The 26,428-nt window shown below is 62.9% G+C and carries 25 protein-coding genes, 1 pseudogene and 2 riboswitches; of the genes and pseudogenes, 9 read left to right on the plus strand and 17 right to left on the minus strand.

The features are described from left to right. Window positions 1–61: 61 nt before the first annotated feature. Entirely contained in the window at window positions 62–997 is a 936-nt protein-coding gene (locus NRB16_RS06055) for a DMT family transporter (protein ID WP_257105703.1), read from the minus strand. Between the two features lie 99 nt (window positions 998–1,096). Between NRB16_RS06055 and NRB16_RS06060 the strand changes: the two genes are divergently transcribed. After that, on the plus strand, window positions 1,097–1,936 hold the full coding sequence (locus NRB16_RS06060; RefSeq protein ID WP_045491011.1) for an AraC family transcriptional regulator: 840 nt from the start codon (window positions 1,097–1,099) through the stop codon (window positions 1,934–1,936). A gap of 182 nt (window positions 1,937–2,118) precedes the next feature. On the opposite strand, the pseudogene NRB16_RS29580 reads toward NRB16_RS06060, so the two are convergent. The 6 genes and pseudogenes from NRB16_RS29580 to NRB16_RS06090 all read right to left on the minus strand — a co-directional run. Continuing rightward, a pseudogene (locus NRB16_RS29580) lies at window positions 2,119–2,487 on the minus strand (methyl-accepting chemotaxis protein); the annotation flags it as partial. Window positions 2,488–2,903: 416 nt separating this feature from the next. Beyond that, window positions 2,904–3,845 (minus strand): transporter, encoded by a 942-nt coding sequence (locus NRB16_RS06070; RefSeq protein WP_257105705.1) that lies wholly within the window; start codon window positions 3,843–3,845, stop codon window positions 2,904–2,906. Between the two features lie 40 nt (window positions 3,846–3,885). Next, window positions 3,886–4,422, minus strand: a complete 537-nt coding sequence (locus NRB16_RS06075; protein ID WP_257105706.1) for a flavin reductase family protein — start codon at window positions 4,420–4,422, stop codon at window positions 3,886–3,888. Window positions 4,423–4,455: 33 nt separating this feature from the next. Beyond that, window positions 4,456–5,694 (minus strand): styrene monooxygenase/indole monooxygenase family protein, encoded by a 1,239-nt coding sequence (locus tag NRB16_RS06080; protein WP_253140860.1) that lies wholly within the window; start codon window positions 5,692–5,694, stop codon window positions 4,456–4,458. Window positions 5,695–5,778: 84 nt separating this feature from the next. Next, window positions 5,779–6,582 carry an SDR family oxidoreductase gene (locus tag NRB16_RS06085; protein WP_257105707.1) on the minus strand — a complete coding sequence of 268 codons (804 nt, stop codon included), beginning with the start codon at window positions 6,580–6,582 and terminating at the stop codon, window positions 5,779–5,781. A 1-nt stretch (window position 6,583) separates the two neighbouring features. Beyond that, on the minus strand, window positions 6,584–7,825 hold the full coding sequence (locus NRB16_RS06090; protein ID WP_045490999.1) for a dienelactone hydrolase family protein: 1,242 nt from the start codon (window positions 7,823–7,825) through the stop codon (window positions 6,584–6,586). Window positions 7,826–8,117: 292 nt separating this feature from the next. Between NRB16_RS06090 and NRB16_RS06095 the strand changes: the two genes are divergently transcribed. Then, complete coding sequence (locus NRB16_RS06095) at window positions 8,118–9,143, plus strand: AraC family transcriptional regulator (protein ID WP_257105708.1); 1,026 nt, start codon at window positions 8,118–8,120, stop codon at window positions 9,141–9,143. Window positions 9,144–9,145: 2 nt separating this feature from the next. Here the strand turns inward: NRB16_RS06095 and NRB16_RS06100 are convergent, their stop codons facing one another. The 5 genes from NRB16_RS06100 to NRB16_RS06120 all read right to left on the minus strand — a co-directional run bounded on the left by NRB16_RS06100 (window position 9,146) and on the right by NRB16_RS06120 (window position 13,029). Beyond that, a complete protein-coding gene (locus NRB16_RS06100; RefSeq protein ID WP_045490993.1) occupies window positions 9,146–9,751 on the minus strand; it encodes an FMN-dependent NADH-azoreductase in 606 nt (201 codons plus the stop codon). A 71-nt stretch (window positions 9,752–9,822) separates the two neighbouring features. Next, on the minus strand, window positions 9,823–10,767 hold the full coding sequence (locus tag NRB16_RS06105) for a LysR substrate-binding domain-containing protein (RefSeq protein WP_045490990.1): 945 nt from the start codon (window positions 10,765–10,767) through the stop codon (window positions 9,823–9,825). A 74-nt stretch (window positions 10,768–10,841) separates the two neighbouring features. Then, a complete protein-coding gene (gene pcaD / locus NRB16_RS06110; protein WP_253112486.1) occupies window positions 10,842–11,633 on the minus strand; it encodes a 3-oxoadipate enol-lactonase in 792 nt (263 codons plus the stop codon). A gap of 119 nt (window positions 11,634–11,752) precedes the next feature. Next, on the minus strand, window positions 11,753–12,199 hold the full coding sequence (locus tag NRB16_RS06115) for a DUF1294 domain-containing protein (protein ID WP_257105709.1): 447 nt from the start codon (window positions 12,197–12,199) through the stop codon (window positions 11,753–11,755). Continuing rightward, window positions 12,199–13,029, minus strand: coding sequence for an undecaprenyl-diphosphate phosphatase (locus NRB16_RS06120; RefSeq protein ID WP_045490981.1), 831 nt, complete (start codon window positions 13,027–13,029; stop codon window positions 12,199–12,201). The genes NRB16_RS06115 and NRB16_RS06120 overlap by 1 nt, the downstream gene beginning before the upstream one ends. Window positions 13,030–13,282: 253 nt before the next feature. Between NRB16_RS06120 and pnuC the strand changes: the two genes are divergently transcribed. Together pnuC and NRB16_RS06130 are read left to right on the plus strand one after the other, a co-directional pair. Beyond that, the gene (pnuC, locus tag NRB16_RS06125) at window positions 13,283–13,846 is read left to right on the plus strand and encodes a nicotinamide riboside transporter PnuC (RefSeq protein ID WP_257105710.1); all 564 of its coding nucleotides are present in this window, start codon (window positions 13,283–13,285) and stop codon (window positions 13,844–13,846) included. Further along, the gene (locus tag NRB16_RS06130) at window positions 13,843–14,367 is read left to right on the plus strand and encodes an AAA family ATPase (protein ID WP_045490975.1); all 525 of its coding nucleotides are present in this window, start codon (window positions 13,843–13,845) and stop codon (window positions 14,365–14,367) included. Before pnuC ends, NRB16_RS06130 begins: the two co-directional genes overlap by 4 nt. On the opposite strand, the gene NRB16_RS06135 is transcribed toward NRB16_RS06130, so the two are convergent. Continuing rightward, window positions 14,368–15,693 (minus strand): sigma-54 dependent transcriptional regulator, encoded by a 1,326-nt coding sequence (locus NRB16_RS06135; RefSeq protein ID WP_045490973.1) that lies wholly within the window; start codon window positions 15,691–15,693, stop codon window positions 14,368–14,370. Window positions 15,694–16,084: 391 nt separating this feature from the next. On the opposite strand from NRB16_RS06135, the gene NRB16_RS06140 reads away from it, so the two are divergent. From NRB16_RS06140 to NRB16_RS06150, 3 genes are all read left to right on the plus strand, one after another. Next, window positions 16,085–16,351, plus strand: a complete 267-nt coding sequence (locus NRB16_RS06140) for a hypothetical protein (RefSeq protein WP_045490971.1) — start codon at window positions 16,085–16,087, stop codon at window positions 16,349–16,351. Between the two features lie 466 nt (window positions 16,352–16,817). After that, complete coding sequence (locus NRB16_RS06145) at window positions 16,818–17,000, plus strand: hypothetical protein (protein ID WP_045490969.1); 183 nt, start codon at window positions 16,818–16,820, stop codon at window positions 16,998–17,000. A 5-nt stretch (window positions 17,001–17,005) separates the two neighbouring features. Beyond that, window positions 17,006–18,184, plus strand: a complete 1,179-nt coding sequence (locus tag NRB16_RS06150) for an AAA family ATPase (RefSeq protein WP_257105711.1) — start codon at window positions 17,006–17,008, stop codon at window positions 18,182–18,184. 138 nt (window positions 18,185–18,322) lie between these two features. On the opposite strand, the gene NRB16_RS06155 is transcribed toward NRB16_RS06150, so the two are convergent. The 4 genes from NRB16_RS06155 to cobW are packed head-to-tail and all read right to left on the minus strand — an operon-like array spanning window position 18,323 to window position 24,867. Then, complete coding sequence (locus NRB16_RS06155; protein WP_253140934.1) at window positions 18,323–18,934, minus strand: VWA domain-containing protein; 612 nt, start codon at window positions 18,932–18,934, stop codon at window positions 18,323–18,325. A gap of 53 nt (window positions 18,935–18,987) precedes the next feature. After that, complete coding sequence (locus NRB16_RS06160) at window positions 18,988–20,004, minus strand: ATP-binding protein (protein WP_257105740.1); 1,017 nt, start codon at window positions 20,002–20,004, stop codon at window positions 18,988–18,990. A 27-nt stretch (window positions 20,005–20,031) separates the two neighbouring features. Continuing rightward, a complete protein-coding gene (gene cobN / locus NRB16_RS06165) occupies window positions 20,032–23,796 on the minus strand; it encodes a cobaltochelatase subunit CobN (RefSeq protein ID WP_257105712.1) in 3,765 nt (1,254 codons plus the stop codon). Window positions 23,797–23,799: 3 nt separating this feature from the next. Then, on the minus strand, window positions 23,800–24,867 hold the full coding sequence (gene cobW / locus NRB16_RS06170) for a cobalamin biosynthesis protein CobW (RefSeq protein ID WP_045494723.1): 1,068 nt from the start codon (window positions 24,865–24,867) through the stop codon (window positions 23,800–23,802). A gap of 88 nt (window positions 24,868–24,955) precedes the next feature. Further along, window positions 24,956–25,164: riboswitch (cobalamin riboswitch) on the minus strand. 56 nt (window positions 25,165–25,220) lie between these two features. Continuing rightward, window positions 25,221–25,433, plus strand: a riboswitch (cobalamin riboswitch). A gap of 94 nt (window positions 25,434–25,527) precedes the next feature. Between cobW and NRB16_RS06175 the strand changes: the two genes are divergently transcribed. Together NRB16_RS06175 and NRB16_RS06180 are read left to right on the plus strand one after the other, a co-directional pair. Beyond that, window positions 25,528–25,713: a CbtB domain-containing protein gene (locus NRB16_RS06175; RefSeq protein WP_045490958.1), complete on the plus strand. Its 186-nt coding sequence runs from the start codon at window positions 25,528–25,530 to the stop codon at window positions 25,711–25,713. Between the two features lie 13 nt (window positions 25,714–25,726). Then, window positions 25,727–26,428, plus strand: a complete 702-nt coding sequence (locus tag NRB16_RS06180; RefSeq protein WP_257105713.1) for a CbtA family protein — start codon at window positions 25,727–25,729, stop codon at window positions 26,426–26,428.

A 26,428-nucleotide genomic window follows, 5' to 3' on the forward strand; every position in this document is an offset into this window, starting at 1 on the left:
AGATCGGCTTGATCGCCAGCGACCTGGCCGCGACCAGCAGCGTCCGCTCAGCGCGATGCGGTCACAACGCAGGTCCTGAAGGTGCAACACGGTGGTTATCGCCCGGCACTGCTGGTTTGGTTTGCGGGGCCTTGAGTGAGCCGATGTACACCGCCAGCACCGTCAGCAGCGCGCCGCTGATCTGCAACAGCGTGCTTGCCTTGCCCAGCAGGGTAATGTCGATGAAGTAGGTGATCACCGGTTCCAGCAGCAGGATCAACCCGGCCAGCCCCAGGCTCAGCGCACCGATCGAGCGGTTGACCAGCAGCCAACCGATGAACTGCACCAGCACGCCATAGATGATCAGCATCACCAGAGTCTGGGTATCGACGATTGCCAGGCTTTCACCGTTGACCAGCGCATAGGCCAACAGCACCAGGGCCGCCCAGAGACTGAGATTGAGCACCTGCGCGATTGAATCACCGCCGCCGTCGGCCAGCTCCCGGCTGATTTTCAGGAAATACACGCATACGGCATAGGCAAGGCCCGAGAGCACGCCGTACACCACGCCTTTGACACCGGCAGCGCTGGCCATTTCCGGCAGCAACAACAGGTACAGTCCAGTGAAGGCCAGCAGCATCGACAGCACAAACAACCCCGACGGTTTTTCACGCAACAGCAAGAACCCCAACAGGGTCATGAAAAATACCTGACAGTTGGTCAGGATCGAGCCAATGCCTGGGCCGACGATGTAGATACTTTCGTGCCACAGGGCCAGGTCGATGGCCAGAAATATCCCGGCCAGCGCGGTATACAGACGCGCTCTGGGGTTGGCCAGGCGGGCCGGCATGCGCCGCCATTTGAGCAGGATGTAAAACAGTACCGAGGCAATCAGCATGCGGTAGAAGCCCGCCCCGCCGGCGCCGATATTGGCAAATGCGACGGCCAGGGCCGAAAGGCTGAGCATCAGCCCGCCAAGGGTAAGTTCGATAATGGCCCGGTTGCGGGTGCTGGACATGTGAAACCTCATGTTGATCAAAAGCCGAAAAGTCCGTATCAATGCCGGGCCAGCGTATCGCGCTGGCCTTGAGGCGTATTGGACAAAACTGGACTGTTGATGGATGACCTCTGCGCTCAGGCGCAACCGAGCGCCGCGAAGGATTTCATGCATTTCCAACGCCTCCCCGAGGGTGGCTGCGAATTGCTGTCGGCCCGTTTCAGCCGCCAGGCCTTTGGCCGGCACTCACACGACTATTACGCATTCGGGGTGATCAGCAGCGGTGCGGAAAAGCTGTTTTACCGGGGCGCTTATGCACTGGGCGGGCCCGGTAGCGTGGTAACCCTGAGCCCCGGCGAAATTCATGATGGGCTGCCGGGCCACGATAGCGGCTGGGCCTACCGGATGCTGTATCTGGACCCCGCCTGGGTCAGTCGGCACCTGTTGAATGACGCCGGATCCGGTCAAGCCATTCACCTGTTCACCAGCGCCATGCAACACGCGCCCGCACTGGCCCGGCATTTCGTCCAGCAGCACCGCCTGCTGGAGCAGTCAGACAACCCGCTTGAGCGCGAAACAGCCCTGCTCGACCTGCTCAGCCAGTTGTTCGAACGCAACGGCGTCCAGCCTGTTCGAGCAGCCGCCAACGCTGCCGAGCCTTGGGCGGTCAGCCAGGTCCGGCACAAGCTTGACGCCGACTTTGCCCAGGACATCAGCCTGGCGGATCTGGCTGCGCTGGTCGGGCTTGATCCGCTCTACCTGATTCGGGTATTCAAAAAACACACCGGCGTATCGCCGCACAGTTACCAGATCCAGAAGCGCGTGGGCCGGGTCCAGACGCTGCTACGGGCCGGCCTGAGTCTGGCGCAGGCCTCAGCGGCCTGCGGCTTCTGCGACCAGAGCCACATGAATCGGGCCTTTCGCAAGGTTGTCGGCCTGACGCCGGGCAAGTTTCGCTAGGCAGGCGCAACGACACCAATCCGGCCCTCGCGCCTGCTGCTTGGCTCAGTAGCCGGTCAGCAATCGAAGCGCTCGGCCAGACTGCGCAGGGCCAGCAGCTGTTGGCCGATCTGTTGGCTGATCCGCTGACCGTCGACGGCCTTGGCGGCGCTGTGGCGTGACAGTTCGGCCACGCTCATCACCTATTGGTTGAGAGCATCGGCCACCAGGCCCTGCTGCTCCATGGCACTGGCGATCTGCGCGCTCATCGCCGCGATCTGCTCCAGCGCGTGGTTGACACCGCTGAAGCTGTCGTTCACCGAACCCACCGCAGCGGTGCTCTGCGCGGCCAGCCGTTGCCCCTCATGGGCCAGACGGACGCTGAGTTCGGTGCTCTGCCGAAAGCTGTGCAGCAGCGGCTGGATATCTTCAGTGGCCCGCTGGGTGCGACTGGCCAGTTGCCGGACCTCATCGGCGACCACACTGAAACCGCGCCCGGCGTCACCGGCCCTTGCCGCCTCAATGGTAGCATTGAGCGCCAGCAGGTTAGTCTGCGCGGCGATCGAACTGATGGTCCCGGTCATCGCCCCAATGGCCTCGGTGGCCGCGGCCATCTGCCCGGCGGCCGCGCGGATATCCGCCACTGAGGTGACCAAGTGTTGCATCGACTGCAGGCTCTGAGCGGACAATTGCTGGCCCTGGGCAGAGAGCGTTGCCGCCGCAGAAGTCGCGGCGGCACTGTCATGCAGGTTGCGTGACACCTCCTGAATAGTCGCGGCCATCTCGGTCAGGGCCACCACCGACTGGTCCGACTCGCTGCGCTGTCATCGCTGCACTGGACGATATTGCCGGCAAGATCAACGCGGCAGATCAGCGCCGTTGCTGCGGGTTCGGTATTCATCACGGTGCTCCTCACAGTACTTCGCCTGAACAAAAAAGCCCGCCACGAAGGCGGGCAAACCAAGGGAGCGGTATAACGACTGATCGGTCAGAAGTGGTGCACGTAACGCACTTGCAGACGGCTGCCCTCGGGGCGGTTTTCCACGTCCTGCTCGAAATAGGCGTTGGCGAACAAATGGTCATGGGGCGAAAAGCTGTACATCACACCCGGCCCGATGGCCCAGACTTTCTCCCGCCGACCGGAGACGTCGTGGCCGTCGAAACGACTGTCGCTGATCTGCTTGAGCCAATAGCCGTTGATGCCCAGGCGCAGGTGCTCGGTGACCGCATACTCGGTAGTGAAGTTGGCGTGCAGCGCCTGGCCGGCCTGGACATCGTCGATATCCCCCAGCGAACGCACCGGGTCGCTGTTCTTGCCGTTGTACAGGTAGTGCGCCCGCAACGAGGCGGTCCACTTTGGGGTGAACCAGTAAGTGGCGGCCCAGTAGGGGTTGAACGACCAGGCGTTGTTGCCGGGGTTGATGTCGCGGTCGCGGTCATACTCGCCGGTGGGCAGGTTGACCTGCAGTTCGATGCGGTGCACGAAGCGCGGACCGTTGTCGCCCATGATCGGATCGAACTGAATGAACGGCCCGACCAGCAGGTCACCTACCCCGCTCTGGCCCTTGAGCGCCAGATTGTCCAGGCCGTCGTCGACCTTCATCCGGGTAATCACTGGCAGCACCAGGTTCAGGCCCAGATTGCCGTTGCCCAGGCGCAGATCAGACAGGTAACTCAGTTGGCTCAGCCACAGTTGGTAGTCCACGGCATGCTTGGGCAGGCCCAGGTCCTTGCCGTTCTGGTCGCGCAGGTGGTTGGCCGAATAGTTCTGGAAGTACTGCTGCAAGTACCAGCCACCGCCGGCCGGCAGGCCGCCGTCCATGAAGCTGGTCAGGCCCAGGTTGAGGGCCGGCAAGTCGTAGGCACCGGCCAGCGGAGCGCTGGCCAGGCCGACAGCCATTACACAGGTCGAAAGGGTTGTTCTGCTCATCATTGGCGTCCCCGTTACAGCTGAAAATGGAGGCAGTGCTTCACTGACCCAGCGCCGGATGCACTGAGGCGACCCGATACCTGCCAGCGTGAAAGACCAGCGGTTCTGCGCCGCTGTATCGGTATTGCTCGATTTCACCAATGAAAATCAGATGATCGCCGCCTTCATATTGGGTGACGTTACGGCACACCAGCACCGCGACCACGTCGTCGAGTACCGGCATGTCGGCCTTGCCCAGGGCGTAGGGCACGCCGGCGAACTTATCAGTGGCGGGCCTGGCGAACTGGCCGGATATCTCGTGCTGGTCGGCACCGAGGATGTTGATGGCGAAGTGGCTGGCGCCCAGAAAGTCATTCATGCTCAAGGCCGAACGCGCCAGGCTCCAGAGCACCAGCGGCGGGTCCAGCGACACCGAGGAAAACGAATTGGCGGTCATGCCGACGTTGCGCCCGTCGGCGGTGCGGGTGGTGATCACGGTCACGCCGGTGGCGAACTGGCCCAGCAGGTTGCGCAATTCGCGCACATCGCGGCCCTGCACTTCAGTGAGTTCAGCAGGGGTGGTGGCGGCTGCATTCATGGTCGGTGCTCCTCGTTGTTATCGTTGTATTGATCAAGCGGCCTGCTGGCTCATGCTCTGGATAAAGTGCTGGCACTGGCTGGCGTCGAACCACCAGGGCGCGAACCGGCGTGGGTCGTCAAAGCCGTTGGTGATGGCGCTGGCCAGCGGCTGCACCGCGCTGGCAGCGCCGAGCAGTTGCAGCAGGTGCGGCGCCGGCGGTTGCAGCATGCTGTTGGTCCACTCCACGACGTGGCGGGCGTAGCTCCAGTACTGCTCGAAGGTCTGTTCCATCCACTGGCCGCTGAACGGCTGGCTACCCTGGGCAAGAATTGCGTCCAGATAGACCTTGCTGCACTTGGCGGCGTTGTTGGCGCCCTGGCCGGTAATCGGGTCGTTGACCACCAGCGCATCGGCCATGCCGAACACCTGGCGACCGGACGGCAAGGTCAGCACCGGGCGGCGCACCATCGGCGTGAAGCGTCCGGCGAGAAAGCCGTTGTCGTCGGTCAGGCGTAAGTTGGCGCAGCGTTCGGCTTCCCAGGGCAGGTAACGGCGCACCAGTTCCAGGCTCTTTTGCAGATGCTGGTCGGGGTCGTTGATGCCCTGCCAGCAATCCAGCGGGCCGCCGGGGATGCCTTCGAACACCATGATTTCGCAGGGGCCATTGACGGTCAGGGCCGGGAACACAAAGTATTCACCTACCCCCGGAATAAGGTTGAACGCCACCCGCGAGTACGGCGACACCGGGGTCATGCCTTGCACGTAGGTCAGTGCCAGCGCCCGCTGCGGGGTGCTGAATGCGGTGCGCTGCGGGTCCTTGGCGAACAGGTTGACCACCTCACCCTTGCCCGCCGCCAGCAGTACCAGGTCGTGGCTGGCCGACAGGCGCTCCAGCTCAGTGATGCCGACGTCTTCGATCAGCAACTCGCCGCCACGCTTGACGAACGTGTCCATCCACACCGGCATCTTCAGACGCTGGTCCACCGATTGCGCGTAGCGCTCCAGCCGCGCACTCCAGCTGAACAACGACTGGCCCGGCACCTCGGGGTTGAGCACGTTGAGGCCAATGCCTTCTACCGCAGGGCATTGCTCTTCCCAAAAGTTGATACCCAGGTCGCGCTCGGTCTGCAGCGCGGTGTTGAACATGCACTGGCTGGACATCACTTTGCCGGCCTGGATTTGCTCAGCCGTGCGATTGGTGGCCAGGGTTACCTGATATCCCTTGGCCAACAGACCCAAGGCAAGTTGCAGCCCGGCCTGGCCGGCTCCGACGATAGCGATTCGACGCATTGTTATTCTCCACGGCTTATTGGGACGGCGCTGACGGGCGCCGCTGTTGCTGTTTGCGGCTGCTGTTCGCGGCTCAAGCCGCTCCTACATAGCCAGGCGCGCGATGGCCGGGCGGTTCTGTTCCGGGCCCATCACCGAGTAACCACCATCGACGGCGTAATCGGCACCGGTGACGAAGCTGGCCGCAGGCGAACACAGGAACGCCACGACACTGGCGACCTCCTGCGGCTCGCCGAGCCGGCCCAGCAGGTGGTAGTCGGCCGCGACACGGTCGGCCTTGCTGCGCTCGCCACCACTGACCTCGGCGATGACTCGCGACCAGGTCCAGCCCGGCGACACCGAGTTGACCCGGATACCGTCCGCGGCAAAATCCATGGCCATGCTGCGGGTCAGCTGACGCATCGCGGCCTTGGACACCGGGTAGATCCAGCGCCCGGTCTGCGCGCAACTGGCCGAGATCGAGCTGAAGTTGACGATGGCACCGCGGCGCGCCTTGAGGTCCGGGTGCAGTGCCTGCGCCAGCGCCACGGCCGAAACCAGATTGACGTCCAGGGCGCGCAACCAGTCCTGACGCGGCGAAGCAAAGCCGTCGTCCAGATAGGTGCAGGCCAGATTGATCAGCAGGTCCACCGTGCCAAAGCGTTCACGGATATCTGCGGTGGCACGGGCCAGCGCAGCATCATCGGTGATGTCCAGGGCCACAAATGCGCCGCCCTCGCCCAACAGCTCGGCCGCTCGCTCACCGGCGCCGGCATCGATGTCCAGCAGTACCACTCTGGCACCGGCGTCGATCAGTGCGCGGGCCACGGCCATGCCGATCAGGGTTGCGCCGCCACTGACCAGTGCCAGCTTGCCGTTGAGGGCGTCGTTACGAATGAACTCGCTCATCTCAGGCCTCCACACTGGCGGCCCAATTGGGCATCAGGGTGTTGGACGGCAGGCGCTCGTCGCGCAATTTGTCGGCGGTCTCGCGTCCGGCCACCGGCAACCCGGCGGGGTCCAGCAGGCCAATCTGGACCAGCACGCTGGCCTGGTCCCAATAGATGTGCTCATGGCACAGTTTCGGCCCGCGAAACCGCACCACACCCAGCATCGGGATCTCGACCTTGCGCCCGGTGGGCGGCACGCCGGGCAGCATCCAGTCGATGACGCTGTCGTGGGTGAAGGTCATGATGAACTCATCGACGATCTGGGTCTGGCCGACGGTGCGCGAGATCGGCGTCAGGGCCATGTCGGCGGGGTTACCGTGCACAAAATGGTGCTGGTAGAAGCGGCTGAGCTGGGCGTAACCCACCCCGCCGGTCATGGTTGGAATATGGTTGACATAGGGTTCAGCAACCATGGTGGCCATGGTCGCGGGCACGTCGCGGGTATCGAACTCATGGCGAATGTGCTCTTCCCACAGCGCCGACAGGTCGTAATCCGGGCCGATGCTCAGGCGCAGCGCCGCCACGGTACGCTCGTGGGCGATCTGCGCCGCGCCCTTGTCGAAGTGATGACCGGCAGGCCGGGCAAACGCATGGTCGACGCCGGGGTACAGGTGGCAGGTCAGGCCGGTTGTCTGGGCAGCCGCGGCCTGGATCTGTGCCTGCGCCGCTGGCGGGCAAAACTGATCATTGCCGGCCAGGTGCAGCACCAGCCGCCGGCCTTGCAAGCCTTCGAGTTCAGCCAGGGCATTTTCGATGCCGACCCCGTAGTAACCCACTGCGCAGGCCACTTGCGGCAAGCGGCAGGCGGCCAGATAGGCCAGCTTGCCGCCCAGGCAGTAACCGACCACCGCTTGGGCGCCCGGCGTGCACTCCGGCAACTGCACCAGGGCCGCCAGGCTGCTGGCGATATCGTCAACACCAAGGTTTTCAGCAAAGCCCTGGTACAGCGAGTAGGCGATGGCGAAGTCTTTGTCGGTGTAACCCAGCTCGATGCCCGGCACCTGCCGCCAGTACAGATCCGGCACCAGCACCGTATAGCCCTCTTCGGCCAACTGATCGGCCACTTCACGCATGGCCAGGTTGACGCCGAAAATCTCCTGGCACAGCACCACACCCGGACCTTTACCGCCCACCGCAGGCGCCAGGTAACCACTGAACCTTTCGCCGCCTGATGCGCTGATCTCGATATAGCGACCTTTCATGTGCATGTCTCCAACATGGGGAAGTTGGAAACATTCTTGCGGCGGGCGGCTGCGGCTAACTATCCACCCAGCGCAGGGCTGTCCGCTGCGTGCAGGAAACTGAAAATCGACGAACCCCGGCAAAACTGGCGCAGCTATTGCTAATTCTGGTGTAAAGGCCGCTTCAAGTGGTCATAAGAAACAGCAGAAGTGCACCGCTGTCCGCTGGCTGCATGCAGTATCCGGATAGTGCAAAAGCCCGGTAACAGGGTTGCACACTCTGCTCGCAAACCGTGCGTGCGAGAGGTACCCCATGAACTCCGAGACCCGATTGGCGACCGGCAGCGATCGTTTTGCAGACACCCGGCTGTTCACCCCGGCGAACAGGCTGTTTCTGCTTAATGATGCCGACAGCATCCGCAATAACGTCAGCACCGTGTTCAAGGCCCATGAATTGCGCTCGGCCAGGGCGTCACAGGCAATCAGCGCCTCGATGCACCACCTGCGGCGCGGTAGCCTGTCGCTTAGCCGCCTGGAATACGGCGCGCAGGTCATCATCGACCCCGGTCGGCTGGAGAGCTTCTTTTTACTGCAGATGCCGATGCGTGGCAGCGCCGAGATTCACTGTGAAGGCCAGACCTTCACCTCATCGCCCGCCTGTGCTTCGCTGATATCGCCAGACAGCCCGGTGCAGATGCGCTGGGCAGCGGACTCACCGCAATTGACCTTGCGCCTGGAGCGCAGCGACCTGGAACGCCATTGCCGCCAGCACCTGGGCCACCACCTCGATCGCCCGCTGCAGTTTGCCCCGCAAATGTGCCTGGACACGCCTGGGGGCAGTTACTTTCTGCAATTGCTCGCGACCCTGATCGAGGCGCTCAGTTGTGACGCCCACCCGATCCACCAGCCACTGGTGCTCAAGCAGTTCGAGTCGACCCTGCTCAATGCCCTGATCTATGGTCAGCCAAACAACCTGCGCAGCCTGGAGACGCCGGGCGACCGGCGCCGGGTGTCGCCCTGGTTCGTCAAGCGCACCGAGGAGTTCATCCGCGCCCATGCCCACGAGCCGTTGAGCATCGAGCAACTGGCCGAACAGGCGCAGGTCAGTGTGCGCAGCCTGTTCGCCGGTTTTCGCGAGTTCACCGGCACCAGCCCCATGGCGTACCTGCGCGATGTGCGCATGGAGCGGGTGCACAGTGAACTGTGCGCCAACCATGAGGCATCAGTGACCGATATTGCGATGAAATGGGGCTTCGCCCATCTGGGACGCTTCTCGCAGGAGTACCGCAAGCGCTACGGTGAGTTGCCGTCAGCGACCCTGCGTTTTCGCGCCCAGTGACATCAGGCCAGCAGCGTCTCTTCAATGTCTTGCTGCGCCGCGTGCAACGCCTGCGCGCGCGGTTCATCACCGTAAGCCAGGCCATGGGCACGGACGAACTTCACCTCTGTAATGCCAATGAAGCCAAACAGCGCCTTGAGCAGTTCTTCATGACCGACGCCGGTGGGTTGGCCGACATGCAGACCACCGGCGGTAGAAACCACGATCACCTTTTTGCCGGTGCACAGACCTTCAGGCCCGCTCTCGCTGTAACGAAAGGTCTTGCCCGCCACCATGATGCGGTCGAACCAGGCCTTGAGCTGGCTGGGAATGGTGAAGTTGTACATCGGCGCACCGACCACCAGCACGTCGGCGCCGAGGAACTCGTCAAGAATGGCCTGATTGTGCGCGGCCTCTTGTTGCTGCGCCGCGCTACGGCTTTGCTCAGGGGTACCGGCGGCTGCCAGGCTGGCAGCGGAGAAATGCCCCAGTTCATCACGGGCCAGATCGCGGTACACCAGCTGGCTGTCAGGCTCAGCGGCCTGAATTGCCTGGGCGACACGCAGGCTGAGCTGGCGAGAAGCCGAGTGCTCGCCGAGGATGCTCGAATCGATGTGCAGAATAGTCATGATGCCTCCGAAATGAAATTCGCCTGATGGCGATACGTGGGCAGCATCCTAGCGGCAGTAACAATAATTGATTAGTCGGGGTAAATGCGACGCTTCGTTCTACTGCCGGAACAATCAACCTGGATATCGGCAAACACTTGGGCAAAGGCATCCAGCAGCCCCCGAACGGCTGGCAGCAAGCCGCGTCGGGAAGCGAATACGGCATGCACGACGCCGCAGGCAGGTGGATGATCGGCAAACAACTCCACCAAGCGCCCTTGCTCAATGTCTTGTTCGATCATGACTTGCGGCAACTGGGCGATGCCCACCCCCTGCAAAGCCGCATCGCGCAGGATATTCAGGTCCGAGCTGACCAGCCGCGGGCTATGCCGCACCTCGCGGTACCGGCCTGGTCCGGTCTGCAGCCGCCAGCAATACTCATGGCTGGCTGCGCCCTGACTGACACTGGGTAACCCGGACAACGCCTCAATGCCCGCATCGGCCGCCAGCAGGGCGGCCAGATCCGGATGAGCGACCAGCGCCTGGCCGCTGTGGCCGAGGGTCTTGACCACCAGCCCGTCGTCCTCCAATGGCGGGAAGCGCACGCGCAGCGCGATATCCACCTGCTCAGCGAGCAGATCGACGCGCCGGTTAGTGCTTTCGACATGGACCTCGACTTTGGGATGTTCGGCCATAAAGCGCGCAATCGCCTGATTGACCCCGATGGTTGCAAGCATTGGCGGGCAACTGATGTTTACCCGCCCCTGTGGCTCGGCGCGCGAGCGCATGATCGACTCTTCGGCCGCCTCGGCTTCGACCAGCATCGCCAGGCAATGGGCGTGATAACTGCGGCCACTCTCGGTGACCGCGAACTTGCGCGTGGAGCGCTGGATCAGACGTACACCCAAGCGCTCTTCCAGCCCGGCAATGCGCCGGCTAAGCCTGGATTTGGGAATGCCCAGCTTGCGGCTGGCAGCGGCAAAGCCCTGGCAGTCGACCACCTGGACGAAATAGTAGAGATCGTTGAGATCGAACACCGCAGCACCTTGAACAGGTCGAAGCGGCCATTATGCCAGCGGCCTGCCCGGACAGGCAGGCCTGGCGCGCGCGTTCACTGCGCGGTGAGGAACGCCAGCACCGGCTCACTGAATGCCGCACCGGCTTCGACGCTGGACAGGTGCGCGGCATGCAGGTCGACCTGCTGCGCACCGACGATGCGCTCGCTCATGAAGCGGCCATGTTCAGGGGTGGTCACTGCATCCTGAGTGCCACAGACCACCAGCACCGGCAACCTGATCGAGGCGATCTGCTCACGGTAATCGGCGTCGCGTACCGCCGCGCAGTTGGCGGCGTAACCCTGCGGCGAGGTCTGGGCCAGCATGCCGACCACCGGTTCGACCTTGCCCGGCTCACGGCTGGCAAATTGCGCAGTGAACCAGCGGGCAATCGAGGCATCACGTAGCGCAACCATGGCCGCCGGCCCGTCGCGCAACACTGTCTCGATACGCGGATCCCAGATCTCGGCACTGCCGATCTTCGCTGCGGTGTTGCACAGCACCACCCGGTGCAGGCGCTGCGGGGCGTTGATCGCCAGCCATTGGCCGATCAGGCCGCCCATCGACAGGCCACAGAAATACACCTGGCGGATATCCAGCGCGTCAAGCAAGGCCAGTACGTCACGGCCGTTCTGCTCGATGCTGTACGGGCCTTCGGTGACCAGCGAACGGCCGTGCCCACGAGTGTCGTAGCGCAACACGCGAAAGTGCTCGGTGAACGCCGCGATCTGGTTGTCCCACATGTGCAGGTCAGTGCCCAGTGAATTGGACAGCACCAGCACCGGGGCATTGGCCGGGCCTTCGAGCAGGTAGTTGAGTTCGCCATCGGCAAGTTGCACGGCAGACATTCGCGGCTCCAGATCAGTCAAAAGCTGCACACTAGCGAGGGCACCGGGCTGAGACAATCCACGGGGCGATTATTCGTGCGACTATCGAACAGCTTCGACGCCTGGCAGGTCAATCGGCTTCAGACCAGCAAAAACGCCGACAGCTGCCGCTCCAGCAATACCCAGTCAACCCAGAAGATCTGGTGCGCGATCACGATCAGCCAGAATACGATCTGGAAGGACAGTTTGCGGGTCTTGTGTCGATACAGCTGCTGGGCCAGCAACGCACCGGGCCAGCCACCGAGCAGTTCAATGAGGTGCAAGGTATTTTCGGCAACGCGCTGACCGCCCTGCCCGGCCTGACGCTTGTCGTGCCGATACAGCAGCAAGGCAAGCAGGCTCATCAGCAGGTACAGCGCCGCGCAGACCAGCATGGCACTTTGCGGCCACCTGCCGGCGATGCCTACCACCGGCAGCGCACACAACCCCAGCCCCACCAGCAGTTTGATGCGTAGCGCACGCACTGGCTGGTGGGGCTGTTGGCGTGGTTGCTGACGCGCAGGCGCCGGGCTGCGTGTGCGGCTCATCAGCCTTGCGCCGTGGACCAGTCGACCCAGCCGAACAGCCAGGTGGCCAGGATCAGCAGACCAAAGGCGATCCGGTACCAGGCGAACAGCGCGTAGCTGTGAGTGGCGATGAACTTCAACAGACCGCGCACGGCGATCATGGCGAAGATGAACGACACCACGAAACCGATGGCGAACACCGGAAAATCAGCCGGCTGGAACAGGTCACGGTACTTGTAGCCTGAATACACCGCCGCACCGACCATGGTCGGCATGGCCAGGAAGAACGAGAACTCGGTGGCAGCCTTGCGCGACAGGCCAAACAGCAGGCCGCCGATGATGGTCGAGCCGGACCGCGAGGTGCCCGGAATCATCGCCAGGCACTGGGCACAGCCGATCTTCAGTGCGTCGGTCCATTTCATGTCATCGACCTGCTCGACCTTGATCACATGCTCACGGCGTTCGGCCCAAAGCATGACGATCCCGCCAAGCACCAGCGCCACGGCCACGGTAATCGGGTTGAACAGGTAGTGATGGATCAGGTCGGCAAACAGCACGCCCAGCACCACCGCTGGCATGAAAGCAATCAGCAGGTTGCCGGTGAAGCGCTGCGCCTGGCGCTGACGCGGCAGGCCGAGAACCACCTCGAAGATCTTGCTGCGAAACTCCCAGACCACCGCCAGAATCGCACCGAGCTGGATGATGATGTTGAACGCCATGGCCCGTTCACCACCGAAGCCGATCAGGTCAGCCACAATGATCTGGTGACCGGTACTTGAGATCGGCAAAAATTCCGTCAAACCTTCCACAATGCCCAGAATCAACGCCTGGACGGCGGCCCATACATCCATCATTCCCCCATAGCGGCGCCGCCTGTCGGCACGCCGGTCAGTCTTGTGGTTGGTAAGCAATAGGCGAGCGCCGGACTGCCATGGCCGGCGGCGCGCAAAGCGGGCAAATCCTAGCAGAGGCTGAATCAGTTCGCCTGTCGGCTGGCTGTACGACTGTTACCACACATTTGGGTGCGGCAGGCTCCCTCAAAGTCTGACAACGGCTTACAATCGCCGCCCGTTTCCATTTACCCGCCTTCTGCAAGGAGCCTGCATGTCCGGGATTGAACTGTTCGCTGCCGCACTGGGCGCGCTTGCGGTCTGGCTGACCGTGCGGCAAAACCCGCTGTGCTGGCCGATCGGCCTGGTGATGGTGCTTATCTACAGCTGGATCTTTTTCGATGTGAAGCTGTACTCGGACATGCTTTTGCAACTGGTGTACGCCGTACTTCAGGTGTATGGGTTCTGGCAATGGACCCGGCATGGCGAGGGGCTGCCGGTGCGTGCAGTCACTGCGCTGGGTAATGGCGCCGTGTGGACGGGCTTGGCAATCGGGGCGTTGATCAGCGCCGCACTCGGCGCCGGCATGGCCCACTTTACCGACGCTGCCCAGCCGTGGCTGGACGCTGCGCTCACCGGCTTCAGCCTGGTGGCACAAGTGTGGATGGCCCAGAAGCGCCTGCAATGCTGGCCATTGTGGATCGTCCTTGATGTCATTTTCGTTGGTTTGTTCCTTTATAAAGCGCTGTACCTGACCGCAGCGCTGTACGCACTGTTTACCTTGCTGGCCATCCAGGGCTGGCGTGAGTGGCGCATTGCGATGGTGCCGGCGCGATGAAGGTTCTGGTATTGGCAGGCCCCGAGTCCAGCGGCAAAAGCTGGCTGGCCGGTGAAATTCACGCGCGTTTCGGCGGTGTACAGGTGGGCGAGTACGTGCGCCACTTCATCGACCGCGAAGGCCGTGACACGGTTTATGCCGACATCACGCCCATCGCGCAAGGCCAGCTGGCCTGGGAGGATGCCGCCCGCGCCAGTGCCCCGGCGCTGTTGATTCTCGACACCCACCTGCTGAGCAACATGCTCTGGAGCCGCACGATCTTCAATGACTGCCCGGCCTGGCTGGAAGCTCAGTTGCTGGCCCGCCAGTACGATCTGCACCTGCTGCTCAGCCCCAAGGATGTGCCCTGGTGTGACGATGGTCAGCGCTGCCAGCCCGACCTGAACGAGCGCCTGGCATTCTTCGAGGCCAGCCGCCAGTGGCTGCACGCCAACGACCAGCGTTATCAAGTGATTGAAGGTGACTGGCAACTGCGCCATGAGCGGGTCATGCAGGCCGTCAGCGAACTGCTGGGACGCTGATCAGCGAATCTGGTGCTTGTGCAGCAACCGGTAGAAGGTCGGTCGCGAAATGCCCAACACCTTGGCCGCCACGCTGAGATTGTCACTGTGGCGGGTCAGCACATCGCACAGCGCCTGACGCTCGGCCCGTGACTTGTAATCATCAAGGGTGCCCATGGTGCTGGAGATCTCTTCCTCGCCCAGCAGCCCCAGGTCGCTGGCCTCTACCTGCCGCCCTTCGGCCAGCACCAGACCCCGTCGCACCCGGTTGGCCAGCTCACGAACATTGCCCGGCCAGTCATGCTTACCCATTGCGATCAATGCGTCCTGACTGAAGTTACGCGCCCGACGCCCGGTTTCCTGGCTGTAGAAGTGCGCAAAGTAGTTGGCCAGCATCGCCAGATCGCCATGCCGCTCGCGCAACGGCGCGGTGCCGACCTGCAGCACATTGAGCCGGTAGTAGAGATCTTCGCGAAAGCGCTTCTTGCGAATCGCGGCTTCCAGGTCGACATGGGTAGCGGCAATCACTCGGACATCCACCGCGACCGGTTCGCTGGCACCTATCCGCTCGATCTGCCGGTCCTGAAGAAAACGCAGCAACTGCCCCTGCGCCTCAAGCGGCAGGTCGCCAATTTCATCCAGAAACAGCGTGCCGCCATTGGCCGACTCGATCTTGCCGATCTTGCGCTCTTGAGCGCCGTTGAAGGCGCCCTTCTCGTGGCCGAACAGTTCGGCATGCACCAGATGCTCGGCAATCGCCCCGCAATGCACGGCCACAAACGGCTGGTTACGGCGTTGTGACTGGTTGTGCAGGGTTCGCGCCACCAGCTCCTTGCCGGTCCCGCGCTCACCGCGCACCAGCACCGGAGAGTCGGTCGGTGCCAGCTTGCCGAGCAGCCGCCGCAACTCGCGAATCGGCCGGCTTTCGCCAAGCATTTCCTGGTCAGAAACCTGAACCTGCGCCGCGCCCTGCGCACGCAAGCGGGCCATCCCGTATGCCCGCCCCAAGGTAACCTGCATCCGGGTAATGTCGAACGGCAAGGTGTGGAAGTCGAAAAACCATTCGCAGACGAAATCACCGACCTTCTCGCGGCGCAGATCTTCGGCGGTCAGCACCGCGATCCATTCGGTATTGCTGCGGGTAATCAGCTCCCGCACGGCTTCAGGATGTTCAAAGTGATATGGCATCAGGCGGATCAGGCCGACATCACAACCCAGGTTCAGCGCAGACTCCAGTGAACTGCTGTCAACCGCCCAGCCCGCCGCGTGCAGCACTGGAATCAGCTGATGACAATCGTCACAGGGATCTACGATCAACAGACGTCGCGTAGGGGCCGGTTCATTCATGGGGTGTATTCCTTGGCGCACGGCGTCGCTGAGATTTATCAAAATTCGCTTTGTAAACAGGATGTTGAAGCTTTGGATTGTTACATTAGCAAAAATTTGACAGTGCCTTGTACCGTTTGGATCTAAGCCTCATAACCAGCGACTGTTTGTGCGCTTATACACTTGTGCGGCGGGGAACCTTGCGCGATAGCCACAGTCTTAGTTGCGCCAGCACAAGCGATAAAATTGCGTAGGATTACTACATGACGCTACTCACGTAAAAAATCTGAAAATAAATCGCGAGATGTGTGACTTGTGATGTTCGACAGACATCAACATCAATAAGCAGCCGATTGGTGAGCCCACCGACGAGACTGCATTGGACTGATTGGGCTCTTTTGAGGAATAGACCATGAACGCCCCACTGCGCTTTAATGATGCACTGTTGATTGCTGGCAAAGCCTTCCATCCCTTCAAATGCGTGGCCTGGGGCCCGCAAGATGGCAGCGGCGAAATCAGCCTGACCGTGCTCGACCGCTTCAGCGCACGTATCGGACGCCAACAACTTCCACGCGGCACCTACTCCGATCCCGTGCAACTGGCCAATGCCTTGCAACAGGCTCGTGAAGAACTAAGCCGCGATGGCCACGCACTTCAGCCTTGGACCATGCCAGCCTGAAGTTCAAGTAACTGACGACTCGGTTACTTTAAAAGTGGCGTTTGGCAATGATCAAACGCCACTTTTAGTGCCACGTTTACGCGCCATCAAACAGCACATTGCTGGACAAAAAGTACCCCCCCCATCATCGACAGCACTTATACCTGAGGCGAACCACGCAGCGCGACGGTGAGTCTGCGTTACGATTTCTGATCACGACTGCCTGTGTGCAACAACGTAAAACAGGGCGAACTTGAATCGCATCACCCAAGACGCCTTATCTGCCAGCGCACCATCAAAGGTGCGCTGCAATCATTGCGTATCCTCGGATCTCATCCCATCCAGCAACAGCCAGCTTTTGCAAGACAATCCACTGCCAACACTCAAAACCTGTTGGATCGCGCATTGGCGGCTTGATTGACCTGCTTATCCCTGAGCCCTACAGTGAGAAGCACCTTATGAAGGTCCTCACCGTCAGAGCACGGCGATGATGCAGAAGCCGACTGAAAAACCACTTGCCCGACTGGCACAGTTTTACAAATACACCTCTCATGCCGAGCGCGAAGCGTTTTATGCCGAGGTGCAGCGTCGTGCCGCGGCTGAGCAGCAGCAAATCATCGATAAGGCTAACGCTATCCGCGCAGCACACAACACCAACTCGCCGGTCTGACGCCCTTGTTACATACCCTCGCCATCGAAAACTATCGCTCCCTGCACAGCCTGCAACTCTCGCTGGGCAAATTGACGGTGGTCACCGGAGCCAACGGCAGCGGCAAGTCCAACCTGTATCGCGCCCTGCGCCTGCTGGCAGAGACCGCCCAGGACGGGGTGGTGCAAGGTATTGCTCGCGAGGGTGGGCTGGATTCATGTTTCTGGGCGGGACCGGAGACGTTTTCCAAGGCCGTGTTACGCGGTGAGGCTCCGGTGCAAGGCCTGCACCGCCGTACGCCACAACGCATGCGCCTGGGGTTTGCCGGTGAGGACTTCAGTTACGCGCTAAGCCTGGGTCTGCCGGAGTCCAATTCCGGCGAGGGCCGTCTCAGCCCGTCACTGTTCAGCCGCGACCCACAGATCAAGCGCGAGGTGATCTGGGCAGGTCCCGTGTATCGCCCGGCCGCCGTACTGGTGGAGCGCAAAGGCCCGAACGTGCGGATGCGTGACAACCGCGAATGGCGCAGCTTGAGCAACCGCCTGCCAGAGTTTTACAGCCTGTTCGATACCGGTGGCAGCCTGGACTGCCCGGAGATCGAAGCCCTGCGCAATCAGCTGCGCGACTGGCGTTTCTACGATCATTTCCGCACCGACAACGCGGCGCCGGCACGCCAGCCACAGGTGGGCACCCGCACCCCGGTGTTGCACCACAGTGGCCGCGATCTGGCCGCCGCGCTGCAGACCATTCGTGAGATTGGCGATCCGCAAGCGCTGGATGCCGCCATCAACGATGCGTTTCCCGGCTCCACGATGCAGATCCAGGTGCGCGATGGTCTGTTCATCCTCGCGTTGCAACAACCGGGCATGCTGCGCCCGCTGCTGGTCAGCGAGCTTTCCGACGGCACCCTGCGTTATCTGCTGCTGGTCGCCGCCCTGCTCACCCCGCGAGCGCCCGCGCTAATGGTGCTCAACGAACCGGAAAGCAGCCTGCATCCGGACTTGCTTCCAGCATTGGCCCGGCTGATCGCTCAAGCGGCGACGCGCAGTCAGGTCTGGGTGGTGTCGCACTCCAGCCGCCTGGTAGAGGCGCTGGAGCAATCGCCGGATTGCGTCAGCCTGGTGCTGGAAAAGGAGCTGGGCCAGACCCGAGTGCAAGGGCAGCATGGTTTGCTGGATGGGCCGGCGTGGCTGTGGCCGACCTGAACGCCGGAATGGACCTTGGTGTGGCGGCACTCCGACGCAAAAGCCAGTAAAACCAGGACATTTGCTGTGAATGTCATGCCCCCTTCGCGACCAGGGACGCTCCCACATGTGCACTATCTGATATACGAGGACGCGGTATCAGGCATATCGCAGATCCTCTACGTGCCGGTACTCGACCCTCAATCCATCCGCCAGCGCCCTTGCCCGCCCCAGCCGGATCGGCCCGGTTTCGATATCCACCAGCAACCCCGGGCAATCGAACACCGGCAAGGCTGGCAACTGCGCGAGACGTCCATCGGTCAGCACCAACAACCGTTGCTGCTCTGCAGGATGACGCTTGCGCCGTTGGCTCAGCCACTGCGCCGCTTGGTGTAGCGCTTCAGCCAGCGGGGTACCGCCGCCCGCGCCCAGGCTGTCGAGCCAGGGTTGCAAAGCGCGTGAAGCCTTGAGCCCTTGATGCTGCCAGCGTGGCTGACTGCCGCTGGCGGTAAGCAATGCCAGGCGAGCCCGGCGGCGGTAGGCATCGTCGAAGGTCTGTGCCAGGACGCCTTTGGCCAGGCTCAGCCCCTGATTGCGCCGGGTCGAGGCGGAGGCGTCGACCACCACCAGCAGCAGTTCTTGCGGGCGCTGGCTGCGCGGCTGGCGGATCAGGTCGCGGGCGGCTTTGGGCCGGCCGCGCAGCAACGTCGGCAGCCAGGCAATTGGCCCATGCTGCCCTGCCCGTGCGGCGCCAAGTCGACCACCGGCCAGTGTGCCGCGCCTGGGGCTGGCATCCGCCCCCTTGGCCTGGCGGGGACGAATGCCTAGGGCTTTTTTGGCCAGCTCGGCACTTGCCGGCGCTGCGCGGTGGGCACATTCTGCGCCGGTAATTCACCCCAACTGCCCTGGCCTGAATCCTGCTGTTCTGGCTGATTACCGGGGTTGGAATGCGATCTGGACTCGGTAGCAGAATCTTCGATGGGGGTGGTATTACGACGACGATGACGCAAGGCGAACTCGGCCACTGCGTCGATATCTTCCTCGCTAATCGCCTCGCCGCCGCGCCAGGCGGCGTGAGCGCGGGCAGCGCGCAGCCAGACCAGGTCGGCCCGCAAGCCATCGACCCCGGCGGCAAAACACCGTTGGTTAATCTGGTTCAGGCTCTGTTCGTCCAGCTCAATGCGGTTGAGCCGCTCACGGGCCGTTGCACAGCGTTGTTGCAGCGCCTGTTGCTCGCCTTGCCATTGAGCGCAGAAAGCCTGCGGGTCGCTGTCGAACTGCAAACGGCGGCGGATGATCTGCCCACGCTCGGTCGGTGGCGTCTGGCCACTGAGGGCTACGTTAAGGCCAAAGCGGTCGAGCAGTTGCGGACGTAACTCGCCCTCCTCCGGGTTCATCGTACCGATCAGGATAAAGCGCGCTGCGTGGCGATGGGAAATGCCGTCACGCTCCACCAGGTTAGTGCCACTGGCCGCGACGTCGAGCAGCAAATCCACCAGGTGATCGGCCAGCAGGTTGACCTCATCGACATACAGCACCCCGCCATCGGCCTTGGCCAATACACCGGCAGAGAACTGCGCCCTGCCCTGGCCCAGCGCCGCGTCCAGGTCGAGGGTGCCGACCAGACGCTCTTCACTGGCGCCCAGCGGCAGCGTGACAAACGCACCGCCTGCCAGCAGGTCGGCCAGGCCACGGGCCAGGGTCGATTTGGCCATGCCCCGTGGGCCTTCGATGAGGACCCCGCCGATTTTCGGGTCGATGGCGGTCAGACACAACGCCAGCTTTAGCTGATCGGCCCCAACCACCGCCGCCAGCGGGAAGTGTGGGGCGACATCGGCCAGATCAGTAGGGGTGGTATTAAGCACGATTCAATTCTCTTCAATATCCAGCAGCAAGGTTTCCAGCGCTTCACGATAGTCGCCCGGCGCCTGCCACAGGCCGCGCTGCTGGGCTTCGAGCATGCGCTCGGTCATGTCGCGCAGCGCGTCAGGGTTGTGTTGCTGAATGAACTCACGGGTTGCGCCGTCCAGCAGATAAGCGTCGGCCAGCAACTCGTACTGGTGGTCGTCGATCAGTTCAGTGGTGGCATCGAAACCGAACAGGAAATCCAGGGTCGCAGCCATCTCGAAGGCGCCTTTATAACCGTGGCGCTTCACGCCGTCGATCCACTTCGGGTTAGCCGCCCGAGAACGGATCACCCGGTTCAGCTCCTCTTTGAGGGTACGGATCTTCGGCAAGTCGGGCTGGCTATGATCGCCGTGGTAGCTGGCAGTCTTGGCGCCGCGCAGGGTGTCGGCGGCGGCGAGCATGCCGCCCTGAAACTGGTAATAGTCATTGGAATCGAGCAAGTCATGCTCGCGATTGTCCTGATTTTGCAGCACCGCCTCGACCTGCGACAGGCGTCGGGCAAAATCCTGGCGGGCCGGCGTGCCGTCATCACTGGCGCCGTAGGCGTAACCGCCCCAGTTCAGGTATACCTCGGCCAGGTCGTCACGGCTCTGCCACAGGCGACCGTCAATAGCACCCTGCACGCCTGCCCCATAAGCGCCGGGCTTGGCGCCGAAAATCCGCCAGCCGGCCTGACGTGCAGCCTGCTCGGCATCCATGCCGCTGGCTTGCAGCTCAAGACGCTCCTGGCGCACCCGGGCAGCGAGCGGGTTCATGTCGTCAGGCTCATCCAGCGCCGCCACCGCCTGCACGGCGGCATCGAACAGCTTGATCAGGCTGGCGAACGCATCGCGAAAGAACCCCGATACCCGCAGGGTCACATCCACCCGCGGCCGATCAAGCAAGCTCAGCGGCAGGATTTCGAAGTCATCGACCCGCTGGCTGCCGGTCGCCCACACCGGACGTACGCCCATCAGGGCCATGGCCTGGGCGATGTCGTCGCCACCGGTGCGCATGGTCGCCGTGCCCCATACCGACAGGCCCAGTTGGCGCAGGTAGTCGCCATGGTCTTGCAGATGCCGCTCCAGCAACAGGCTGGCGGACTGAAAGCCGATGCGCCAGGCGGTCGGGGTCGGCAGATTGCGCACGTCGACACTGAAGAAATTGCGCCCGGTCGGCAGCACGTCCAGCCGCCCGCGACTCGGCGCACCGCTGGGGCCGGCCGGCACGAAACGCCCGGCCAGGGCGTCGAGCAGCCCTTGCATCTCGGCAGGCCCGCACGCATCCAGGCGCGGCGCCACCAGCTCGCGCAGGTGCTCCAGAATCAACTGCAGATCTTCGTGCTGCGGCACATCAAGCAGCGCCTGGCCGGCGCTGACCCGCTCGATCAGGCCGGCGGCGTACAATTCGAGCCGCTCGCGACTGTCACCCAAGGTGCGCCATGGATCATCACTGAGCGTCAGCAAGGCGGCCGGGCGCGGATGCTCGCACGGTTCGGCCAACGCACAGTCGAGCGGGTCAAAGCCCAGGCCGAAGGCCTTGGCCAAGGCGCGCAACAGGCTCGAGCGTGCGCCGCGACCGTCACCCCGCGGGATGCGCAGCAAAGCCAGTAAAGTGTCAGTCCGCAGGCGGCCACTGGGCGACTCGCCAAACACATGCAGGCCGTCGCGGATCTGCGACTCCTTCAAGTCACACAGATAAGTGTCCAGCCGCGGCAACCACAGCGCGGCATCCTCTTCGGCGTTGCTCGACGCCTCCAGCCCCAATTCCTGATCCAGACGGGTGTCACGCACCCGTTGCAGAATCTGCTTTTGCAGCTCGCGGGCACGGCGCGGGTCGAGCAGTTGCGCTTCGTAGTATTCGTCAGCCAGCAGCTCAAGGTCGCGCAACGGCCCGTAGGTCTCGGCGCGGGTCAATGGCGGCATCAGGTGATCGATGATCACCGCCTGGGTACGCCGCTTGGCCTGGGCGCCCTCGCCCGGGTCATTGACGATGAACGGATAGATATTGGGCGTAGGGCCAAGAATCGCATCAGGCCAACACTCGGCCGACAGCCCTACGCCTTTACCCGGCAGCCATTCCAGGTTGCCGTGTTTGCCGACATGAATGACCGCATGCATGCCATAGGCCTTGCGCAGCCAGAAGTAGAACGCCAGATAACCATGCGGCGGTGTCAGGTCGGGGTCGTGGTAAACGGCGCTCGGATCGACCTGATAACCCCGCGCCGGCTGAATACCGACGAAGGTCAGGCCCAAGCGGATGCCGGCGATCATCATACGCCCGCTGCGAAACATCGGGTCAGCCTGCGGCGCGCCCCAGCGCTCAGTCACGGCCGCCTGATTGGCGCTCGACAGTTGCGCAAAGGCCTGCAGGTACTCGTCCAGCGCCATGCTTTGCTGGCAGGGGCGCAGGTCCAGGGTTTCCAGGTCGTTGGTCACGCCACCGAGCAACTGCTGGATCAGTTCGGTACCGCTGGCGGGCAGGTCCTGCACCGGATAGCCCTGCTGCTGCATGGCGCGCAAAATATTCAGCGCCGCCGCCGGGGTATCCAGACCGACACCGTTGCCGATACGCCCATCGCGGGTCGGGTAGTTGGCCAGAATCAGTGCAACACGCTTGTCGGCATTGGCCAGCCGGGCCAGTTGCGCCCAGTTGTGCGCCAGGGCAGCGACAAAGTCCATGCGCTCTGGCTGGGCGCGGTAGCAGACCACATCAGACTGGCTGCGCTCACTGCGCCAGGCCAGGTCCTTGAAACTGATCGGTCGGCTGATGATGCGCCCGTCCAGTTCCGGCAAGGCGATGTGCATGGCCAGGTCACGGGACCCCAGGCCCAGCTCGCTGGCCTGCCAGGCCGGCTCGTTGTCTTGTGCGCAAATGGCCTGGATCACCGGGATATTGCGGCGAAACGGGCGCAGATGCGGCGCTTCCGGGCTGGACTGGGCAAACCCGGTGGTGTTGAGGATCAGTGCTGTATTGCTCTCATCGAGCCAGTCTTCGACCACACTCAGGCAGCCAGGCTCCTTCAGGCTGGCGACGGCAATCGGCAGCGGATTCAGGCCCTGGGCCTGTAAACGGGCGCAAAACAGGTCGATAAAACCGGTATTGGCTGCCTGCAAGTGCGAGCGGTAGAACAGCAGCGCCGCCACCGGCGCGTCGCTGTCCCAGTCGGCTTGCCAACCGGCAAGCTCGGTGGTGCCGTGCTGCGGATGATAAATCGCGGTGCGCGGCAAGGCCTGCGGTTCCTGCCAAGGGTAACGGCGCTGCAACCAGTGGCTGGCCACGCAATGGAACAGGTTCAGCGCGTTATCCAGCCCGCCTTGACGCAGGTACTGCCAGAGTCGGTCACGCTCGGCGGCCGGCACCGTGGAAAGATCGGCAAGCTCAGGGTCCGGGCGATCATCACCGGGCACCAGGATCACCTGCACGCCGCGCCCGGCCAGCTCCATCAGCCGCTCGACGCCGTAGCGCCAGTAGCCAATGCCGCCGTGCAGCGAGATCAGGATCAACCGTGCATGCTGCAGCACGTCTTCGACATACAGATCGACCGACGCATGGTTCTGGACCTGCATCGGGTTGGCCAGGCGCAGGCTTGGGTAGTCATCCGGCAGTTGCCGGGCGGCTTCGGCCAGCAGCGCGAGGCTGGAGTCGCCGCTGCAGAGAATCACCAGCTCGGCGGGGGTCTGGCCGAGATCGGCAATGCTGTCGTCGGGTACAAAGCCGCCGGGCTGGGTTCGCAGCAGGTGCATGGGTCAGCCGGCCAGTGCCGCGTTCAGACGCGCTTCAAGCTGAGCGGCGTCCAGTTCCTGACCGATCAGCACCAGTTGCGTGGCGCGCTCTTCATCGGCTCGCCAGGCGCGGTCGAAGTGTTTGTCAAAGCGCGTACCCACGCCCTGAATCAGCAAGCGCATCGGTTTGCCAGGGATGGCCGCGAAGCCCTTGACGCGCAGGATGCCGTATTCGACCACCAGTTGATTAAGGGCACTGAGCAACACAGCCTCTTCGGCTTGCGGCAGCTTGATGGAGATCGAATCGAAAGCGTCGTGATCGTGATCGTCATCCTCCTCACCGTCATGGTGAGAATCATGGTGAGTCTTGCGCCCGTCAATGTGCAGTTCAGACTCGGCGCCAACCCCCAGCAGAACGTTGAGCGGCAGGCGGCCGTTGCTGGCTTCGATGACCTTGACCGCCGGCGGCAGTTCTTCAGCCACTTCGGCGCGCACGGCGGCCAGACCGTCAGCGTCGATCATGTCGGCCTTGTTGAGGATGACCAGATCAGCGCTGGCCAGTTGGTCGGCAAACAGCTCGTGCAGCGGCGACTCATGGTCCAGGTTAGGGTCGAGCTTGCGCTGCGCATCGACCTGATCGGGGTAGGCGGCAAAAGTGCCGGCCTTGACCGCCGGGCTGTCGACCACGGTGATCACCGCGTCAACGGTGCAGGCGTTGCGGATTTCCGGCCACTGGAAAGCTTGTACCAACGGCTTGGGCAGCGCCAGGCCGCTGGTTTCGATCAGGATATGGTCCAGATCGCCACGCCGCTCGACCAGTTCGCGCATCACCGGGAAGAACTCTTCCTGCACGGTGCAGCACAGGCAGCCATTGGCCAGTTCGTAAACCCGACCGCTGGCTTCTTCTTCGGTACAACCGATGGTGCACTGCTTGAGGATTTCACCGTCGATGCCCAACTCGCCAAATTCGTTGACGATCACCGCGATACGGCGCCCTTCGGCGTTGTCGAGCATATGCCGCAGCAAGGTGGTTTTACCCGAGCCGAGAAAGCCGGTAACGATGGTGACGGGGAGCTTGGCCAGTGTTTTCATCGGATGCCCTTTGGCAATACGGCGGGCAAGCAGGACGACAGCGGCGCATGGCTCGCTGGAGATCGCCACCGGATCACCCCGCCCGGTTGTAGTGAGAATGCTTAGAGGCAGGTCTCCTGGCTTGCGGGGAGCCTTGAACTTCAAGGCATTCACTGCGCCTTCCCGCTCGTTGAGCAGTGGCACGGCAGCGAACATGACCGCTTACAGTTGCGGGGGCAGCTGCGGACTTTCCAGATCTGGGACCGCATTCCCGTCTTAGCCTCACTCGCGTAAGGAACCTCAAGGCCGCAAGGCTACGCAGTGGGCACCGACAGGTCAACGCCGAGATTGACGTTACTGAACGCCCATGCTCTGCTACACACCTTGTTACGGGTGCCCCTCACGGGGTGAAACGGGAAACCGGTGCTGCTCAGGTCCATTGACCAGACAAAGTCCGGTGCTGCCCCCGCAACGGTAAGCGAGCGAAAGGTCTATCCACTGTGCATACGCGCGGGAAGGCGATCTTTGTCAGACACCCTGTGTGTCCCTCGCAAGCCCGGAGACCGGCCCGCAATCACTTTATTGGACAACCCCGCGGTGGGCGGGCGCCGTCGATGCCTGCCATTTTCATGGTGGGGTTGGTGCGCATGCCTGCCCGTTTCACAACAAGAGGCCAGTGTCATGTCGAGCATCAGCAGCAGCCAGTCGGTCACCACCCCCGCCACTCTCAGCCAGCGCCTGACAGCCGCCATCGGCGCTGTCGTCATCGGTTGCAGCCTGGTGTATTTCGCCGGTTTCTCGCATATCGATGCGGTGCACAACGCCGCCCACGATACGCGCCACAGCGCCGCCTTCCCGTGCCATTGATCGAGAGCCCGTCATGTTCAAGCGCATCCTGCACACCGCAGGTTTCAGCGGCCTGCTCGCCGCCCTGCTGCTGACCCTGGTGCAAAGCCTGTGGGTCACGCCGCTGATTCTTGAGGCAGAAACCTTCGAGCAAGCCCCAGCCGCCCAAGAGCACAGCCATGCGGGCGAACCAGTGGCGGCCCATAGCCACGAACACGACGCCGAAGCCTGGGAGCCTGAAGACGGCTGGCAGCGGCTGCTGTCGACCACCGGCGGTAATCTGGTGGTGGCGGTCGGGTTTGCCCTGATGCTGGCAGGCCTGTATACCCTGCGCGCGCCGAACAGCACGGCGCAGGGCGCGTTCTGGGGACTGGCCGGCTTTGCCGTGTTCGTCCTGGCCCCGACCCTCGGCCTGCCGCCTGAATTGCCGGGGACCGCGGCGGCCGAACTGGGCCAGCGCCAGACCTGGTGGATCTCCACCGCTGCCGCCACGGCCGCGGGTCTGGCACTGATGGTGTTTGGCCAAAGCCTATGGCTGAAACTGCTGGGCGCTGCCTGGCTGATCGCCCCGCATCTGTTCGGTGCGCCGCAGCCGGTCGAGCATTCGAGCCTGGCACCCGAGGCGCTGGAATCGCAGTTCATCATTGCCTCGCTGGTGACCAACGTAGTGTTCTGGGTTGCCCTGGGCACCGTCAGTGCCTGGCTGTTCCGCCGCGGCCATGCCCGCCAGTCCTGA

Origin of the sequence: Pseudomonas sp. LJDD11 (assembly GCF_024584215.1) — a bacterium.
Taxonomy (GTDB): domain Bacteria; phylum Pseudomonadota; class Gammaproteobacteria; order Pseudomonadales; family Pseudomonadaceae; genus Aquipseudomonas.